We start from the raw sequence: 17,667 nt of genomic DNA, 5'->3' as shown, positions 1-17,667 counted from the left end.
TTAGAAACTATATAGATAGCACCATGTGCGGCAGATACTCCGTTCTACCAAAAGCAAAAGGCGATTCGAAGGCTGCGAAGCTATTGGCAGCACAGATGAGGGAAGCGCATTACAATGCCGCTCCGTCGCAGCACCTGCCAGTCATTACGAACACCCAGCCCGACACGGTGCAGTTCTTCTCCTGGGGCCTGCAGCCCTTTTGGGCGAAGGATGTGAAGTCCGTGAAGCGCTCCATCAACGCCCGGGCAGAAACCCTCACCGAAAAGCCCTCCTTCCGCAACCTGCTCAAGACAAAGCGGTGCCTGGTGCCAGCCGACGGCTTTTTCGAGTGGCAGGCAACACCCGAGGGCAAGGTGCCCTACCGGATCCTGCTGAAGGGCGAGGATACATTTAGCTTTGCCGGGCTTTGGGACGAGTGGCTGGACAAAAGCACAGGGGAGCTGCTGCATACCTACACCATCATCACCACAGAGGCCAACGACCTGGTAAAGCCGATCCACGACCGGATGCCGGTTATCCTGTCACCGGAGGCAGAAGAGCTGTGGCTGGATGCACATGAGTCGCAGGACGAACTGCTGTCGCTGCTGCACCCTTTCGACGCAGGAAAGATGAAAGCCTACCCGGTTTCTCCTCTGGTCAACTCAGCCCTGAACAACGTTCCCGAAGTCATCAACTCTCTTTGAGAGGCAACGGTTTGCTACCCTTGTGAATGGAGCGCACGGGGCAATACCCGCGCCAGAAAAGCGAAAATACAGCGCTGCCAGAGAAAACGAGGTAGAAGAAGAAGAAGAAGAAGCGGGACGCTGTTAACTGCCCCTCCCATTTTACACCCCGAAGCTGACGCACCACCACCCATAAATAATATACAACAAAACACTAACAGGTCCGGGCAAAGGAAGAAAGCAATGTTCTGCATGATATAAATTATATTTTGTATCTTCCTTAGTTATAAGGGAAGAACGATAGGGAAAGCAGCCTTCCAGGCAGTCGGCAACTACTCCAGGAACAAGGTGGTGCCTATATAAATCCGTTGGCAGACAGCCAGAAGCAGTGCTGCAATGGCACTGCGGTGTACTTTACGGTCGGATACAGACCCTTTGGGATGCTTTTCGGAAGCATAGTTTCTTTTGAGCCACCATTCGAATATCTGTCACGCATCCATCAGCAATGTTTTAAACCGGGGAGGTACCTGCATGCACCTGTTTTTTTTTATAGCTGGCTTTTTGCTGATTCGGCGTTTCCGGAAACTGCTGAAGGACTCGCCCATCTATATAAAATGGGACAGCCTGCTCTCTTTTACGAGTTGGGCAGTTGTTATATTATTCTTTGTCGTCTCTAAATTCTTCGGAGACTTAGGGAGTGTTCTGGTGGCAAGCCTCCTGCTGCTCGGCCTCCTGGTGTACCTGACAAAACAGCCTGACCTGGTTGACTTCCGGCCCTATCTAGAGGCTACGTACCCTTTGGTTGCAGTAGGGCTTTTTAACAGCGTGGTTCAGGTTATTGCGCCCGATTTTTATGATACGTGGTCTAACTTTTTTGACTTCGCCATTGTCGGGGCTTTTATCTGGATATTCGCCAGGTGGGCAAACTCCAAAAAGCAGCAACGGGAATTACAAATAATCACTGACCGGAAGGCGGAGCTGGAGGTTTTGGTGGCGGCCCGCACTGCAGAGCTCACCCAGCAGAAGGACGCCTTACAGGAAACACTGAAAGAGCTGAAAGTGATACAGGCGCAACTGATCCAGCAGGAAAAATTAGCGTCGCTGGGTGAGCTAACCGCTGGCATTGCCCATGAGATCCAAAACCCCCTGAACTTCGTCAACAACTTTTCAGAAGTGAGTTCGGAGCTTTTGGATGAACTGCAGGCCGGCCCCTTGCAGCATCTACCGGAGGCTGATAAAGAAAGCGCCAGCGAAATTATGCAGCACCTGACGCATAACCTCGAGAAGATACACCATCACGGCAAACGGGCAGATTCCATTGTGAAGGGGATGCTGCAGCACACCCGCGCCAGCACCGGCCAGAAAGAGCCGACCGACATCAACGCCCTTGCCGATGAATACCTGCGCCTGAGTTACCACGGCCTGCGGGCAAAAGACAAGAGCTTTCAGGCCAAAATAGAAACGCACTTCGAAAGCGATCTACCTGCGCTGGAGGTGGTGCCGCAGGATATCGGCAGAGTGCTGCTCAACCTGTTCAACAATGCTTTTTATGCCGTACAGCAGAAAAAAGCCGCTACTAACCAGGAAGGTTATCAGCCCCTGGTGCGTGTCAGCACCTCTCATAAGAAGGGGATTTTAGAAGTGCGCGTCCGGGACAATGGCGGCGGTATTCCCGAAAGTGTCCGTTCTAAAATATTCCAGCCTTTCTTCACCACCAAACCGGCGGGCCAGGGAATCGGGCTTGGGCTGTCGCTGAGCTACGAGATTATCACCAAGGGGCATAAAGGAGAGATCAGGGTAGAGTCAGAGGAAGGGGAATACACAGAATTCGTCATCAGGCTGCCGCTGCACGTCCGGGAAAAACTAAAGAAAGCTGTATAGGCGTGCCGCAGACAAAGGTATTTCTCAATGCTTCAGCACTTTCAGCTGATGGGTATTTCCCCCGTAAACTGCTGACACAATGAACAGCCCCTTTGCCTGCTCCTCGCCGTAGAAGAGCCGTAACTGGTTTTGCCCTTTTTGCAATGTTTCGACTTTCCTGATCACCACCCGCCCCAGCATGTCCTGCACTGTCAGTTCCACTTCTTCCTCCTGGAGCGCATGCACCTCCAGCACAAACGCATCTGAGAAAGGGTTAGGAGAAACTGCTGGGCCGGCGGGTGCCTCCAAGCCCTGGATCGCCCTAATCAAAGAGAAGGAGAAGGTGCCGTCCAGGTCAACTTGCCTGATACGGTAGTACCGGAAGCCCGTTACAGCTGATTTTACATCCGTAAAACTGTAGAACTGCCTGCTTTGAGAATTCGTGCTCTTGCTGGCAACAAAGCCGATCGGGCGAAAATCGCGTCCGTCATCGGACACTTCTACTTCAAACCCCAAGTTATTCTGCTCTGACGCTGTTTCCCAGTCCAGCACGACAACACCTTCTTTTCTATAGGCCCGGAACGCGCCAAAGGTGACAGGAAGCGTGGAGGGCTCAGGCTGATGCGCTCCCACGCTGAAGATGAGCCGGTCCTCAAGGCTGTTCCCGAAGAAGTCAAAGGAACCTACGCTCAGTTGGAACGACGTGGCAAGGTTAAGGCCCTTGCCAGCAAGACCCGAATCTTCTTTCAGTTCATAGCCGGTGAGCGTGTGCCGTTTGTACGGGTCTCCCAAAGTCCCTCCTTTTCCCGGGTCCTGGAGCCCGGGCGCGATGGAGTAGCCAAGGGATGAGTCGCCGAGTTGCTCCTGACCGCTGGCAGCTCTCCAGTCAGCAAGCGACGTGTAGGTTGTACCCGCCCAGTTGAAGTGCAGGCTCCCCTCCCCTGACCAGTAGCTGTTGCCTTCGAAGCGCAAACCCGGAAGCTGCTGCACATTCACCACCTCCAGGCCGCCGGTGGTTTGGAAAATGTTGTTCCGGATGTTGGCAGCGGTTGCGCCGCCCTCCTGCACATAGATGGCTTTGGGCTCGCCACTGCCGGCAGGGCTGAGGTAGACGGTGTTGTTGTAAATCTCCAGGTCCTGTATACCGCCGTTCGCGCCGGAAGACCAGAGATGAATGGCACCATAGCCGTTTTTTCTCCCGTCATTCTCGCTGATGTTGTACCGGACGACAATCCCTTTCATTGGCGGCGCATAAGCATACTGTGCCACCAGGAAACCCGCACCCTCGTTGTCATGGGAATAGTTGTACTGCATGATGCTGTTGGTGCAGCCGCCGTCTATGTCAAACCCGCCGCCGTCTTTGGTCGTTCCGGTCCTGTTGTGGTGCGACTCGTTGTACTGGATCACCAGGTTGTTGCAATGGTAGCCCCAGATTCCGACAGGGCCGCCAGTTGTCCAGGCATTGAGCCAGCCGTTGTTGTACGCCTCGCAGTATTCGATCACGGCACCGTCCACTCCACCGAGTACGATGCCGTTCCCGCTGTGTAATTCAGTCTTCTCGGGCAGGCCGGAGTTGTTATAGACTTTGTTGTGGCCCACATATACGTTCCGGTGCCCCAGTGTCGCCTCTGCGTACGATGAGATGCCACTGTCGCCGTTGTCATGCACCCTGCTGTGCGTGATGGAAACATTGTCAAAGCCGCTCGCACCGCTCCAACTGCGTATAGCGATACCCGACAAGCGGTAACCGGAGACTTCCACGTTGTTTATGGCGATATAGTCCAGGCGGGCATTGCCCGGTTGGTCCATATAGAAATCGATCCCGGAACTGGAATTGTCCGTGCGCCCGGCCCCTTGAAACACCAGGTTTTCCAGCTTGAAGCCGGCTGAATTGTAGACATGGATCCCAGCCTGGCTCCCGCTGCGGATGGTGGCTTTTCCTGTTCCGTAAGAACTGATAACAACTGGGTTGGCAGCAGTGCCTCTCACAGCGGAACCAAAATAAAGACTGCCTTCAAAGGTGCTGCCTCCTTCAAAAAGAACAGAGTCGCCGGGGTTGAAAACAGTCGCGTTCACCTTGCCGATGGTTGCCCAGGGCTGGGTTCGGGAGGTGCCGGTGTTGCCTGCGTCATCGCCGTGCGGACTGATATAATAAGTGACCGCCAAGGCAGAACAGGCTTCCAAAACCATAATCAACATCATGATGAACTGCTTCATGGCCTCCAAAAGGCATAAAGTTACATATAATAGATGGAATATTGATAGATTTAGCTCAAACAGCCGCCACTGCGCATTGATCCTTACACGCAATAGAGACAGAACCGGGCATGAGCCCAGGGTATAGCGCTTCCCGCCAAGCAGAGAGAAAAGAAATATTTCGCTGCTCCATATTTCCCTTTTTGTCGGCCGGCCTTTTGAAATGCATTCGATACCTGATTACAAAGCTGCCCGCCCCTGGTCAATCTGATGGAACAGTCGCTCTGCCTCCACCGGTCGCTGCGGAACGCCCGGCCCGCGCCACTGCAGATCCAGGGATGGCGCCCCCTGCGCCCCGTGCATGTAAGTAAGCCGCACCGGATGGTAACCCTTCGCCAGCCGAACACCGGCTACCCTGACAGATCCGGCAGGGTACCCTTTGTCGGCGTCAATCACCGTGGCCTCGTGCAGGCGGAGCACCGCGCCCCGGTCTGTTTGCAGGGAGAAGGTATACTCGCCGGTTTCGGGCACCTCCAGCAGGCCGCTGTACTCGATGACGATGTCGTTCTCCCGGGAACGGATGCCCAGGTCTATCCCGGTGCAGACCCCGGAACCGGCCGTATTTTGCCGCAGCGTAGCCACCACCGGCACCCAGGCCGGCGCCGCCTCAAAAGCACGGTAACGGAGGCCGGGGCTAATGCCGGACACCGCGGCCAGGGCGGGCACAGGGGCCATGTCATATGGCCGGGGAGCGCTTTCATCGGGCCGGCGCACCTGCAGCACCCTGTCCTTCATGCGTTGCTGCAGTTTTTCAAAGGGAGTCCCTGTGTCCGCCAGGTCCTGTACCTCGCCGGGATCCTGACGAGTCTCATATATCCGGAAATCATCGCCGGCCGCCTGTGTGTTGTAGCGGATGCCTTTGTAGCCATCCAGGTAGATGACCTGCATCTCTCCCCGCACCTGCCCCTTGTGCGAAGCATCGAACTGCTCGTAGTCCGGGGTTTTCCCACCGACACTGTATTCGATGTACACCGTGCTTTGCTCCTGCTTTCCCCGGCCCGTCAGCAGCGGCACCAGCGACACGCCATCGCTATTTGCCGGGGCCGGTACGCCCCCCAACTCAGCAAAAGTGGCCAGCCAGTCATGGAAGCCGCTGGGCGTTTCGTTCCGTTGGCCGGCCTTTATCTTCCCCGGCCAGCGCACAATCGTGGGCACCCGGATGCCGCCCTCCCAGGTGTCGCGCTTGGTGCCGTCCAGCGGTCCGTAGCTGTCGAAGAAGGTGGGGTTATAGTCGCCGTAGCCGTAGGACTCATGGTGCGGCCCGTTGTCGGAGGTGAAGACCAGCAGCGTTTCCTGCTCTAGGTCCAGGTCCTGGAGCAGTTGTACCACGTCGGCCACCGCCTCGTCGATGCGCCGCACCATGCTGGCATGCCGCTTTTGCTGCTCCGGCCAGTCCTGCCCGGCATAGTCCGGATGGATGTAGCTGTCGATGGTATCGGAGACGGTGTTGATGAAGTTTCCCGCCTCCCCTTTCCACTGCACGCCCCCCTTCAGCCCGCCTCCTGCCGGATAGGGAGCGGAAGCCACCTGCAGGCCAGCGTGGGGCGTGTCGTAGGCAAGGTACAGGAAGAACGGCTGCTCCGCATGCTGCTGCTGCTGGCCGATGATCCACTTTTTGGCCGCCGCTGTGAACAGGTCCGTGGTGTAGCAGCCCCGGAGCTGGCCGGATATCTCCTCGTTCTGATGGTAAAGTTGCACCGGCGGGCGCTGCCGGGCCTCGTGTGCCGGATAATGATTGTGCCCGTCCTCGTGCCGCACGTAGCCAAAAAAGTGATCGAACCCGCGCCTGGTGGGGTAAGCCTCCCAGGTCTCCGGGTTGTTGCCTTCAAGCCCCTGCAAACCATACTTGCCGACGAGGGCGGTGGCATAGCCGGCTTCTTTGAGCACGGAGGCAATGGTATGGTTGTCTTCCAGGGCCTTGTCGAACTGGTTGTTGCGCACGTTGGCGTGGCCCTGGTGCTGGCCCAGAAGAAAGGAAGCCCGAGAGGGCGCGCACACCGGGGCAGGCGCGTAATGGCGGGTGAGCAAGGTGCCGCCAGCCGCCAACTGATCCAGGAATGGCGTCTGCAGAGCGGGCAGGCCAGCTTTTCGCCGCTCATTCTGGAACAGGGTTCCCAGGTCCCCGTAGCCAAGGTCATCGGTCAGAATAAAGATGATGTTCGGCGCCTTCCGGTCAGTAGTTGACTGCCCGACCCGTGTTTGGCACGCGGTAACGCTAAAGAGGGAAAGGATGATGCAAAGGAAGATTCCTGTTCGTTTCATTTCGCTGGCCCGTGGTTGTTAAACGGCAAATCCTGTGTATCCTGCAGGCTCACTACTGCTTCACAATACGCTTTTCTAATCTGCTCTCCACCGGCACGACGGAAGCCTTGTGCTGCTGCACCATGTCTTCAATCTCCTTTATCACCTCCGGCAGCTTACCCGCCAGATCGTAGCGTTCCGAAGGGTCGTGCTGGAGGTTGAACAACTGGTACTGCTCCAGCTTCTCCATCTGCTCCGGGTAGCCAAGTGGGTTGTTTTTATAAAAATAGAGTTTGTAGTCACCTTTTCTGGCCGCGAAAATCCGGGTACCGTGGTAGTAGTACATTTCCTGCCGCGGGGTTGCGCGCTCTCCCCGGAGCAGGGGAGACAGGTCATAGCCGTCGTACACCCGGTCCCCCGGCAGGGCGGCACCCGCCAGTTTGCTGATGGTGGACAAAATATCCAGTGTACTTCCAATTTCAGATATAACAGCGGGCTTTATTTTGCCAGGTGCCCAGAAAACCGCCGGCACCCGCACCCCGCCTTCGTAACCCGTTCCTTTTGCGCCAAACAAGGGTCCTGCGCTCCCGCCGTGTTCGTTGAAGATGGCCCAGGGGCCATTATCAGAAGTGAAGATCACGTACGTGTTCTTGTCCAGCCCCTCCTTTTTGAGGGTAGCCAGAATCTGCCCCACGCTCCAGTCAATCTCCTCTATCACATCCCCGTAAAGCCCCCTCTCGCTCTTCCCCCGGAAACCCGGAGAAGCAAAAAGCGGCACGTGGGGCAGAGAATGCGCCAGGTACAGGAAAAAAGGCTTCTTTTTATTCTTGGAGATATACTTTACAGCCTCCTGCGTATAGCGCCTGGTAATAGTGCTCTGGTCGGCGGGGCGTTCAATGACCTCGGTATTGCGCATCAGGGGCACCTGGAAATATGCAGTTTCAGGGTGCAGGAACGACTCTTTGTACGCTACCGCCGTATCCCGGTCCATATCGTTGCTGTAGGGGATGCCGTAGTAGGTGTCAAACCCATGGCTGGTTGGCAGGTACGGCGGCAGGTGCCCCAGGTGCCACTTGCCGATGGCCGCAGTGCTGTAGCCTTTCTCTTTCAGGACCTCGGCAATGGTTTTCTCCGTCGCCGGCAGCCCGCTATCCGAGTCAGGAAACAACACGCGCCTCCCATCCCCGCACATGCCGCTCCGGATGGGAAGCCGTCCGGTCAGAAGGGCTGCCCGGGAGGGCGTGCAGACATTGGCGGCCGCATAGAAATTGGTCCACTTCTGTCCCTCTGCCGCCATTTTATCAATATGGGGCGTGCGGATGGTGGGATGACCGTAGCACCCGAGGTCCCCGTAGCCCTGGTCATCCGTGAAAATAATGATGAAGTTTGGGTTGGAGGCAGTAGCCTGCGCAGCTGCCATCCGGGTGCCCAGGCCTGCAAGGAGGAGCACTAGGAGAAATCCTGTTATGTTTCGCATTGTCTTGATCAAAGCACTGTACATGTTGCCCGCACCTGTTTTCCTGCTTGCCGGCCAACCACTCTGCCGCCTCTTTACCATTAAGCCTTTGGGTAAGATCCTCAAAAAGTGAGGCTACCGGAAGGGGGCAATGGTAACTAAAGATAATCATTTCGTCTTTTTATGAAAGGCCGCCTTTGCATTTTTATATAGAGGTGGAGGTATTTTGAAGCAGGGGGCTATTCAGCCGAGACACTGCCGGTAGAACTATGTCATTTCTTATTTATTCATATATAAGTTACCTGCTTTTAGGGCGAGCTAGCAACCTTCCACTAGCATAAAGCAGTACGCACGACAGGGAACCAGGCATTCCGCTGGCTCGCTTCGGCTACGACAGAAGTTCTTTGACTCATAAAAAATCTGTTTTTCTTTGCATTTCATCTCCTCCCTGTTCGATATCCCGTATAGATGTATGGCTAAAAGTTGAGAAGTTTCTTAAAACTGATCATAAACAGAAAGGCTCCTCTCCCCGAGGAGCCTTTTCTTTTTTAGGTAGTGATAAAGAAGTAATGCTATGCCCTCGCTCGCCTCTGGCGAGTGTGAGTTATCAGGAGGCGTACCGCCTCGTTTAACTCTATGTTATGGTTTCTAAGCGGCCAGAGGCCGACCTAGAGTTCACACTCGCCAGAGGCGAGCGAGGGCAGCCTTAGCTGTATTTTTGAACCAGCATTACTTCTTTATCACTACCCTTTTTTACAGTGGCTCAGCAACCGAACACTTTTTTTAAAGCAGCTTCTTGCGATGATCAGGGCAATGGTGTAATATTAATTATCCCCGCTTTTAAGTTGCGGCAACGGGAGGTTTCCCGGTTAGAGGGGGCAGCGATGAAAAATGCCACAGGTTGCTCATCTGAAAATAACGGTAAGTAGGGAATGCCGGGCGAACGGCTTCATGAAGCGCCATCAGGAGAATGAGCATATAAGATTGTATACCAACGGTGACCGTCAGACAAACAATCCGGTATTTCTACGCCACGGGAAAGGGCATCTATAAGGGCCTGTGGCGCAGCCTGACCAAGTTTGTCAGAAAGCAGCTCCAGCTAGATGGGTGCTGCTTCTGCTTGTGCATTCTCTGTGTGGTGGCCTGTGATAACCCGGATGTGGGAAACAAACGAAAAAAAGCAGATCCTGATCGGGAAATACCCGGGGAAAACCAGCCGGTGCCTCTTGGTGTAGCCCAAAAGGGAGAAGTGCTCATCGCTTACTCTGATTGCGATACGTGTCATAAAGAAGACGAAGATTCGGTGGGCCCGGCTTTTAAAGAAATTGCCGAAAGGTACCCCGTTCAGCGGGTATATATAGACATGCTCGCCCAAAAGGTTATAAGCGGCGGAAGCGGTGCCTGGGGAAGTGCGGTTATGAGCGCGCACCCGAAGGTGTCAAAAGCAGAAGCTAAACTTATGGTTAGCTATATCCTTTCCCTTAAAGAGCCCCAGGACAGTCCATGATTTTAAGCCCTTCCCCTATAGGGCTATGGATCCAGAAAAGCCTTTGTGTTTTATCCCGACAGCGCCATATGGCATATACTCCTGAAAGCTATATATAGCAGAAATTCATTAATATATAAAGATGCTTTCCTCTACAGATAAGAAACTAACTCTTACAAATCACGCCAATGCAATAACCGTCCGTTTTAATTTTGGTCGGTATTCTGACGCGGGCGTGACATCTCCGGTACGCAAAGCATATATGCGACTGCTGTTTGTTGATCCCGGCAATCAGTGCTCATGTTTTTAAAACTTATCGCTTTAATTTAACTTGAGGGGATTTTTGGTTAACAGAAAGCGCCAGGACCGCTTATTGAATCACCTGATGGACAGAATCGGCAAAGCACTTGAAAGAAAGCCCCTTTCCCCTGCAGTGGCTGGGAATAGCTGGTTTTCGTCAGCCGCTGCAGTAACAATTAGTAAAATAATTCACCTGAAATACCCAAAGCTTCCAGAGCGCCCCATTATGAGAAAATTACTGTATTACGTATTATTGTTCCTCTCCCTCACCTCCTGTGCCGTGGTGCAAAAGCAGGCTGCGCAGGACGATGTCTACCTGTTTTCCTACTTTAAAGGGAACGGCGATGGCCTGCACCTGGCCTACAGCACCGACGGCTACAACTGGCAGGCCCTGAAGAACGATTCCATTTTCCTGAAGCCCACCGCGGGCAACGACAAACTGATGCGCGACCCCTGCATCATCCGGGGCGCAGACGGCAGGTTCCATATGGTGTGGACGGTGAGCTGGAACGAGAAAGGGCTTGGATACGCCAGTTCCGAGGATTTGATTAACTGGTCGGAGCAGCAGTTTATACCCGTGATGGCGCATGAGCCAAACGCCCGCAATACCTGGGCCCCGGAGATCACATATGACGAGGAGAAAAAGCAATATATGATTTACTGGGCCACGACGATCACGGGGCTTTACCCGGAAACGCAATCGCAGGAAGACGATGCCTACAACCACCGCATGTACTACGTCACCACGAAAGACTTCAAAGATTTCAGCGACACCAAACTGCTATATGAGCCGGGCTTTAACGTGATAGACGCCACCATTGTGAAGGACAGCGACCGCTACGTGATGTTTCTGAAAGACGAAACCCGCGAGCCGGCCGAGAAGAACCTCCGGATTGCCTACAGCCAAAACCTGACCGGCCCCTACAGCGCCGCCGGCCCGCCCATCACCGGCGACTATTGGGCGGAAGGCCCCACTACCCTGAGGCTCGGCGATAAATGGATTGTCTACTTCGACAAGTACATTGAGCACAGCATGGGCGCGGTGCAGTCGACGGACCTGAAAAACTGGGAGGATATCTCCGACAAGATTTCTTTCCCGGAGGGCATGCGGCACGGCACCATTTTCACAGTCACCAAGGCCGAGTTCGAGAAGCTGCAGTAGGTGGGTATAGGGGTGTGCAATACTTCTTTTTTTTCATGTTATAACGGTATCAAGTGAGTTTTGCATACCTGTCTAACCACCCCTGCCCCTCCTTGCCCAAGGAGGAGCAGGGGTGGTGGAATACATTAGCACAGCGAGTACGCGCATAACCTTATTGTTAAGGCTATAAGATAAATGCAAAAGAGGTCTTGTTTCAAAGCCAGACCTCTTTTGTGTTATTAGTTGAAATCAGCAATCTTTACTTCATCTCCAGGATTTCTGTGCCGGCCAGCAGAAAACAGCCAAGGCCGTAGTCTTCGAAGTCTGGCTTGCTGGTATAGGAAACCGGCTGACCATCCTTCGGCTCTTTCCCGGTGCCCTGCACATAACCCAGGAAACCGTTCGGGTGTACCGCCTCTTTTGCCATGGCATTCCATGCTTTGGCGATGATGGGCTTATATACCTTGGCGTCAAGCAGCCCTTCATTTACTCCCCAGGCCATGCCGTAGGTAAACAAAGCTGTGCCGGTGAGCTCCTTTCCGCCGAAGTGCGACGGGTCGTGCAGGCTCACATTCCAGAAGCCGTCCGGCCGCTGCAGCGGCGCCAGGGCCTTCATCATCTCCAGGTAAGTTCTCTGGTACTCCTCGCGGTGCGGCGCGTCTTTCGGCAAGGTCTCCAGCACTCGTACCAGCGCCCCCACTACCCAGCCATTGCCCCTCGACCAGTAGCAGTCTTCGCCGTTCGGTTCTTTGTAGGGCGGCACAAAGTCCGCATCGCGCCACCACAGGCCGTCCTCCGGGTTGTAGAGCCCACCCCCGATCTCGGTTTTGGAAGCATTGTACAGGTCATACATTTTGGCGTGGTAGGCAGGGGCATCGGCTTTATATATCTCGCCCAGCTGCGCATACAGCGGCATGGCCATCATCAGGGCATCAATCCAATCCCAGTCGTCTGCCTTGGTGCTGTTTACCATGTTGTCCACGGATGCCTTGATGGATTGAATCCTTTCCGGCTTGGGGTCTATTTTGTAGAGTTCTATATAGGTCTGGCCGCAGGTCTGGTAATCGGCGTGCCGGATGCTGTCTCCCCCGGTGAGGCCCCAGTCGTGCTTTTGCCCCCAATCCACCGCGTAGTCGTAGTAGCGCTGCTGTGGGTCCGCCTCATACAGCTCCATCAAGCCGATGTAATAAATGCCCCGTGTCCAGATGTTGCTGGGGCGCGTCTTGTTCGTCACGATCTCCTTGCCTGGGTCAGGCCATTTCTGCATAAAATAATCGTTGGCCAGGGTCATGGTCTTGAGAATCTGCTTCTTCTTTGGCAATTTATACTTGCCAACGGCCTGTGCCGCAAAGGACAAGACGAACAAACACAAGAAGAAGCTATTCCGGAATAATGTAAGAGGGATGGTCATGCTGGTAATATATAGTTTTATCTGCTTTTGCGAACGTGGGCGGGGTATCAACGATGTTTTGTGAAGAACCGCTATACCCCGCATCAGGCTAAAATTAACATAGCTGGCGCTACTTTCTATCCTGCTATATCCTGTGCGCCGCGTAAACGCCAGGCCATATATAAGCAAGTCCTATATAATTTCGGAAGCACTGCTGTTCAGGCCTCATTACCGGCCTGCTGTTTTCCTGCTCAGGCAGGTTATAGCAGGACAGCCCGGTATCTAATTCTGATTATATTTGAGAAAGGCTACTTATCAGGAGCAAATTCAGGTGTATAAAAGTTCCTGTACCCTCTGTGGCCTGCGCACCTGTATACTGAAACTGATATAATAGTAGCAATTGTTTTTATAAACTTCTAAAAATCCTCCTCCTCCATGATAAGAAAAGGTATTGTTCCGTTCTCCTTCCTCTGCCTTTGCAGCGCGCTGCTCTCCTGCCAGTCCGGCGAGGCTGACAAAACACGGGAAATCACGCTCAGTAACTCCTCTTCAGTCGATTTAACGGATAAGGCCATTGCCATTTCCCGCGACAAGCTTCCCGATGTCCCGGAGGGAGACGTGTTCCCCGTCCTCCTCACCCAATCCGGCGACACCGTGGCGGCACAACTGGATGATCTGGACGGCGACAAGGCATGGGATGAATTGTTTTTTGTAACTGATTTACCAGCCAAGGGCGGGCAAACCTTGCAACTGTCGTGGGCAACCACGAAGCCCGCTTATACCACGCGCACCAGCGTCCGGTTCGGCAAACGCGCCTCCGCGGACACGCCTGTGCAGCCTGTAACAAGCGACACCTCCTATGCCAACCAGTTGCCAAAGAGTGCCGGCTTCGGTTACCAGCCTTATCAGACGGATGGCCCGGCATGGGAAAACGACAAGGTGGGTTTCCGCCATTACCTGGACGGGCGTAACGCGAAGGACGTGTTCGGGAAGAAGGTTTCCGATATGACACCGGAGGCGGTGGGCCTTGACACGGCCGGTGCCGTGGAAGACAATTACCATGAGATGAAGGAATGGGGACGGGATATCATGGCCGTGGGCAGCTCGGCGGGCATCGGCGGCATCGGCCTGATGATCGGCGATAGCCTGTACCGCCTCGGCGTGACGGTAAACGACACGGTGAACAATGTAGAAAGCACCAACTTCAATATCATCACAGAAGGGCCTGTCCGGTCGATGATGCAGCTCCGCTACAACAACTGGCACCCCGATGGCACCAACCGCACCTACACCCTGGAAGAGCAGCCCACCATCTGGCCGGGCATGTACGCCTACCGCAATACCGCCAAAATCTCCGGCCTGCAAGGCGATGAAACCCTCCTCATCGGCATGAATAACCTGGACCGGACAGATTCTATCGCTGAGATTGACGTGGATAACAAGTGGGTGGTGCTGCTGACGCACGACCGGGAAACCTACCGGAATGAATGGCTACTGGGCCTGGCGCTTATCTTACCGAAAGACGCTTACCAGGGCTATATGGAAGCACCTGCCACAGGCAAGCTGGCGCAGGCCTATTTCGCTAAAATGAAAGCAGCGGAAAACCAGCCTGTGACCTATTATGCCGTAGCTGGCTGGGAACTGAGCAACGAGGCCTTCAAAGACGCTGCCTCCTTCCGAAAGTATGTGCAGGACCTTGCCCGTCAGGTAACAGCGGAGGTAGAGGTAAAGGTAAACTAGCAGCGAAAAGCTATCCAGGTGCAACACCTGACGCCTATATAGCTTTTGTCTTTGGTACTGTGGCATCCGGTTCACAGGCTGGACAGAGCAGGATGGCATATCCTCTTTTTCTTCCTATTTTACAAAGCCTTACAATCTTGCTCAGGCTGTAAAGCATTTACCCGGTAGCGAAACACCCGGAAACGAGCACCAACACAACACCTAAACATCAAACACCAATGAAAGCAGTAGCAAAATACTCTAATTCCGCTGCACAGCGCAGCAACAGTCAGTGGTTAGGCACGAAGGCCCGGACAGCCTTTTTTGCGCTTTCGTTGGTCGCTGCTTTTCAGGCGGCGCAAGCGCAGACGAAGCCGGCCAAAGTTTCCGATACCACCACGCCTCTGCACGCCATGCAGCCGGATTACCCCACGCCTTACGGCAACACCACCGTGGAGGACATCACCAAAGTACTGACGCGGGTGCATACCTACCTCGACGCCACGACACCCGCCCGCATGGTAGACCAGAAAACGGGGAAACCGGTCACGAACCTCAAAAAACTGGACAGCAACTCGAAGCTGGAGCAGGGCGATTTCAGGCTGACCAGTTATGAGTGGGGCGTGACGTACGCGGGCATGCTCCTGGCCGGAGAAGCCACCGGCGATCCGCGCTTCACCAATTATACGGCAGAGCGGCTGGACTTCCTTGCGAACCTGGCTCCCTATTACCGGAACGAGCTGAAGAAAAACCCGAAGGCCGAAACGCCGCTCCGGCAGGTGCTGGCCCCGCATGCCCTGGACGACGCCGGTGCTGTTTGTGCCGCCATGATCAAGGCCAGCCGCGCCGGCGTCACCAAGGCAGACCTGCGCCCGCTCATCGACAATTACATCGACTATATCAGCAACAAAGAGTTCCGCCTTCCTGACGGCACGCTGGCCCGCAACCGCCCGCTGCCCAACACCATCTGGCTCGACGACCTGTTTATGAGCGTGCCGGCGCTGGCGCAGATGGGAAAGCTAACGGGGGAGCAACGCTATTATGACGACGCCGTGAAGCAGGTGGTGCAGTTCTCGGAGCGTATGTTCAACAAAGAAAAAGGCTTATATATGCACGGCTGGGTGCAGGGCATGGAGCCGCATCCGCAGTTCCATTGGGCCCGTGCCAACGGCTGGGCTGTGATGACGTTGGTGGAGCTGCTGGAAGTGCTGCCAAAGGACCACCCCGGCTACCCGAAGGTGATGGACCAGCTGCGCGCGCACTTGAAAGGCCTGGCGGCTTACCAGGCGGGCGAAGGTTTCTGGCACCAGCTCATCGACCGCAACAACTCCTATCTGGAAACCTCCGCCACCGCCATCTATACCTACGCCATTGCCCGCGCCATCAACAAGGGCTGGATCGACAGGCAAGCATATGGCCCGATGGTGCTGCTGGCCTGGAACGCCGTCGCCACGCAGGTGAACGACAAAGGACAGGTGGAAGGGACCTGCGTGGGCACCGGCATGGGTTTCGACCCTGCGTTTTACTTTTACCGGCCGATCAACGTGTACGCGGCCCATGGCTACGGCCCGGTGTTACTCGCAGGGGCTGAAATCATCAACTTGTTGAAAGGCAGCAAATATGAGATAAACGACAGCGCTGTCCAGTTCTCATCCAGGAACCAGTAAGCTTAAGGATTATATAAATTCCGGTTCGGTATGAGACAAAGCATCAGGCAAATTATAATCCTTCAAACCATAAAAAAGGCTGTTATATATAGCACTGTTTGCTGCCTCCTGTTTGGTTGCAAAGCCATAAAGACAGAAGAAGCAATCATACAGGCAAATCAGGAGACGGCGCTTTCAGCGCCATCTTCTGGACAAACAACCACGCCTGACAATGCAGCTGTGGCCCTTCTGAAAAAGTTTGACTTTGGCTCTGGCGGGGTGCAGGCAGGGTATCAGCAGGTGCTTCCTTCAACCCTATATACCAAAGAGCGCGGCTACGGCATCCTCAGCAAATCTCCAGTGCAGGCCGTCAGCCGGGAAGGAACTGACGCCCTGCGCAGTGACTATATCACCAGCAAAGAACCTTTCTATTTTGCAGTTGACCTGCCGGAAGGTAATTATGAGGTAACGGTGCTGCTGGGCGACCAACAAGGGACTTCTATGACTACCGTGAAAGCGGAGTCACGCCGGTTGATGCTGGAGGAGGTGCAAACGCCTTCCGGTAAGGTGGAAGCCCACACGTTCACGGTAAACGTACGTACGCCGCGCATCAGTGAAACAGAAAGCATTCGCCTGAAGTCCCGTGAAATTGTATACCTGAACTGGGACAACAAACTCACGCTGGAATTCAACAATATCCGCCCCTGTGTGGCCGGTATCGAAATCAGGAAAGTGGAGGATGTCCTAACCATGTACCTGGCGGGGAACTCCACGGTGGTAGACCAGGAATACGAGCCGTGGGCGGCCTGGGGCCAGATGATTCCGCGCTTCTTCAAGCCCGGCGTGGTGGTCACCAACTATGCTGAATCCGGCGAGTCATTGAAAGCTTTTATGGGAGAAAGAAGGCTGGAGAAGATACTGAGCGTCATCAAGCCAAACGACTACCTTTTTATTGAGTTCGCCCACAACGATCAGAAGCCAGGGTCCTCGCACGTAGAGCCGTTCACCACCTACAAAGACATGCTGAAGCTATATATAGCCGAAGCGCGTGAGCGGGGAGCCATCCCGGTGCTGGTCACCTCGATGCACCGCCGCAACTTCGACGAAGAGGGCAAAATTATCAACACGCTCGGGGATTACCCGGAGGCAGTGCGGCAGACAGCAGAGGAAGAAAACGTGGCGCTGATAGACTTAAACGCCATGAGCAGGGAGTTTTACGAAGCACTGGGTCCTGAAAAGTCTAAGAAAGCCTTTGTACATTATCCGGCCGGCACTTTTCCCGGGCAGGATACGGAACTGAAAGACAACACCCACTTCAGCACGTACGGGGCATATGAGTTAGCCAAAGCCGTGGTGGAGGGCATCAAAAAGAACAACCTCCAGCTCACGGATTACCTGCGGGAGGATGTGAAGCCCTTTGACCCGGCCAACCCGGACCCGGTGGAAAGCTGGAAACTCCCGCAAAGCCCGGATGTAACTGTGGTGAAGCCCGACGGAAATTAGGAATGCA

At 54.5% G+C, this 17,667-nt stretch carries 11 protein-coding genes; 7 read left to right on the top strand and 4 right to left on the bottom strand.

Going from position 1 to position 17,667, the window contains the following annotated elements; translation table 11 throughout:
* Positions 1-23 precede the first annotated feature (23 nt).
* Together ABD920_RS07200 and ABD920_RS07195 are read left to right on the top strand one after the other, a co-directional pair.
* Entirely contained in the window at positions 24-683 is a 660-nt protein-coding gene (locus ABD920_RS07200) for an SOS response-associated peptidase (protein ID WP_345157886.1), read from the top strand.
* Positions 684-1,193: 510 nt separating this feature from the next.
* Entirely contained in the window at positions 1,194-2,543 is a 1,350-nt protein-coding gene (locus ABD920_RS07195; RefSeq protein ID WP_345157885.1) for a sensor histidine kinase, read from the top strand.
* 24 nt (positions 2,544-2,567) lie between these two features.
* On the opposite strand, the gene ABD920_RS07190 is transcribed toward ABD920_RS07195, so the two are convergent.
* The 3 genes from ABD920_RS07190 to ABD920_RS07180 all read right to left on the bottom strand — a co-directional run bounded on the left by ABD920_RS07190 (position 2,568) and on the right by ABD920_RS07180 (position 8,496).
* A complete protein-coding gene (locus ABD920_RS07190; RefSeq protein WP_345157883.1) occupies positions 2,568-4,724 on the bottom strand; it encodes a right-handed parallel beta-helix repeat-containing protein in 2,157 nt (718 codons plus the stop codon).
* Between the two features lie 234 nt (positions 4,725-4,958).
* Positions 4,959-7,040: a sulfatase-like hydrolase/transferase gene (locus tag ABD920_RS07185; protein WP_345157882.1), complete on the bottom strand. Its 2,082-nt coding sequence runs from the start codon at positions 7,038-7,040 to the stop codon at positions 4,959-4,961.
* 52 nt (positions 7,041-7,092) lie between these two features.
* Entirely contained in the window at positions 7,093-8,496 is a 1,404-nt protein-coding gene (locus tag ABD920_RS07180) for a sulfatase family protein (RefSeq protein ID WP_345157881.1), read from the bottom strand.
* A gap of 1,138 nt (positions 8,497-9,634) precedes the next feature.
* On the opposite strand from ABD920_RS07180, the gene ABD920_RS07175 reads away from it, so the two are divergent.
* Both ABD920_RS07175 and ABD920_RS07170 read left to right on the top strand, forming a co-directional pair.
* Positions 9,635-9,982: a c-type cytochrome gene (locus tag ABD920_RS07175; RefSeq protein WP_345157879.1), complete on the top strand. Its 348-nt coding sequence runs from the start codon at positions 9,635-9,637 to the stop codon at positions 9,980-9,982.
* 505 nt (positions 9,983-10,487) lie between these two features.
* On the top strand, positions 10,488-11,423 hold the full coding sequence (locus ABD920_RS07170) for a glycoside hydrolase family 43 protein (protein ID WP_345157878.1): 936 nt from the start codon (positions 10,488-10,490) through the stop codon (positions 11,421-11,423).
* A 238-nt stretch (positions 11,424-11,661) separates the two neighbouring features.
* Here ABD920_RS07170 and ABD920_RS07165 read toward each other — a convergent pair whose 3' ends face one another.
* Positions 11,662-12,813, bottom strand: a complete 1,152-nt coding sequence (locus tag ABD920_RS07165; protein ID WP_345157877.1) for a glycoside hydrolase family 88/105 protein — start codon at positions 12,811-12,813, stop codon at positions 11,662-11,664.
* A gap of 414 nt (positions 12,814-13,227) precedes the next feature.
* Here ABD920_RS07165 and ABD920_RS07160 point away from each other — a divergent pair, with 414 nt between their 5' ends.
* From ABD920_RS07160 to ABD920_RS07150, 3 genes are all read left to right on the top strand, one after another.
* Positions 13,228-14,532 carry a DUF4861 family protein gene (locus ABD920_RS07160; RefSeq protein ID WP_345157875.1) on the top strand — a complete coding sequence of 435 codons (1,305 nt, stop codon included), beginning with the start codon at positions 13,228-13,230 and terminating at the stop codon, positions 14,530-14,532.
* A 218-nt stretch (positions 14,533-14,750) separates the two neighbouring features.
* The gene (locus ABD920_RS07155; RefSeq protein WP_345157874.1) at positions 14,751-16,178 is read left to right on the top strand and encodes a glycoside hydrolase family 88/105 protein; all 1,428 of its coding nucleotides are present in this window, start codon (positions 14,751-14,753) and stop codon (positions 16,176-16,178) included.
* Positions 16,179-16,397: 219 nt separating this feature from the next.
* Positions 16,398-17,660 carry a rhamnogalacturonan acetylesterase gene (locus ABD920_RS07150; protein ID WP_345157873.1) on the top strand — a complete coding sequence of 421 codons (1,263 nt, stop codon included), beginning with the start codon at positions 16,398-16,400 and terminating at the stop codon, positions 17,658-17,660.
* Positions 17,661-17,667 lie beyond the last annotated feature (7 nt).

It is taken from the genome of Pontibacter saemangeumensis (assembly GCF_039541895.1).
Taxonomy (GTDB): Bacteria; Bacteroidota; Bacteroidia; order Cytophagales; family Hymenobacteraceae; genus Pontibacter; species Pontibacter saemangeumensis.
The sequence above is the reverse complement of the archived record's forward strand: the minus strand, read 5'-3'. Positions and strand labels throughout refer to the sequence as shown.

Coding starts and splice junctions, on each gene's coding strand:
- ABD920_RS07200 (WP_345157886.1), top strand. CDS start 24: ATGTGCGGCAGATACTCCGTTCTACCAAAAGCAAAAGGCGATTCGAAG.
- ABD920_RS07195 (WP_345157885.1), top strand. CDS start 1,194: ATGCACCTGTTTTTTTTTATAGCTGGCTTTTTGCTGATTCGGCGTTTC.
- ABD920_RS07190 (WP_345157883.1), bottom strand. CDS start 4,724: ATGATGTTGATTATGGTTTTGGAAGCCTGTTCTGCCTTGGCGGTCACT.
- ABD920_RS07185 (WP_345157882.1), bottom strand. CDS start 7,040: ATGAAACGAACAGGAATCTTCCTTTGCATCATCCTTTCCCTCTTTAGC.
- ABD920_RS07180 (WP_345157881.1), bottom strand. CDS start 8,496: ATGCGAAACATAACAGGATTTCTCCTAGTGCTCCTCCTTGCAGGCCTG.
- ABD920_RS07170 (WP_345157878.1), top strand. CDS start 10,488: ATGAGAAAATTACTGTATTACGTATTATTGTTCCTCTCCCTCACCTCC.
- ABD920_RS07165 (WP_345157877.1), bottom strand. CDS start 12,813: ATGACCATCCCTCTTACATTATTCCGGAATAGCTTCTTCTTGTGTTTG.
- ABD920_RS07160 (WP_345157875.1), top strand. CDS start 13,228: ATGATAAGAAAAGGTATTGTTCCGTTCTCCTTCCTCTGCCTTTGCAGC.
- ABD920_RS07155 (WP_345157874.1), top strand. CDS start 14,751: ATGAAAGCAGTAGCAAAATACTCTAATTCCGCTGCACAGCGCAGCAAC.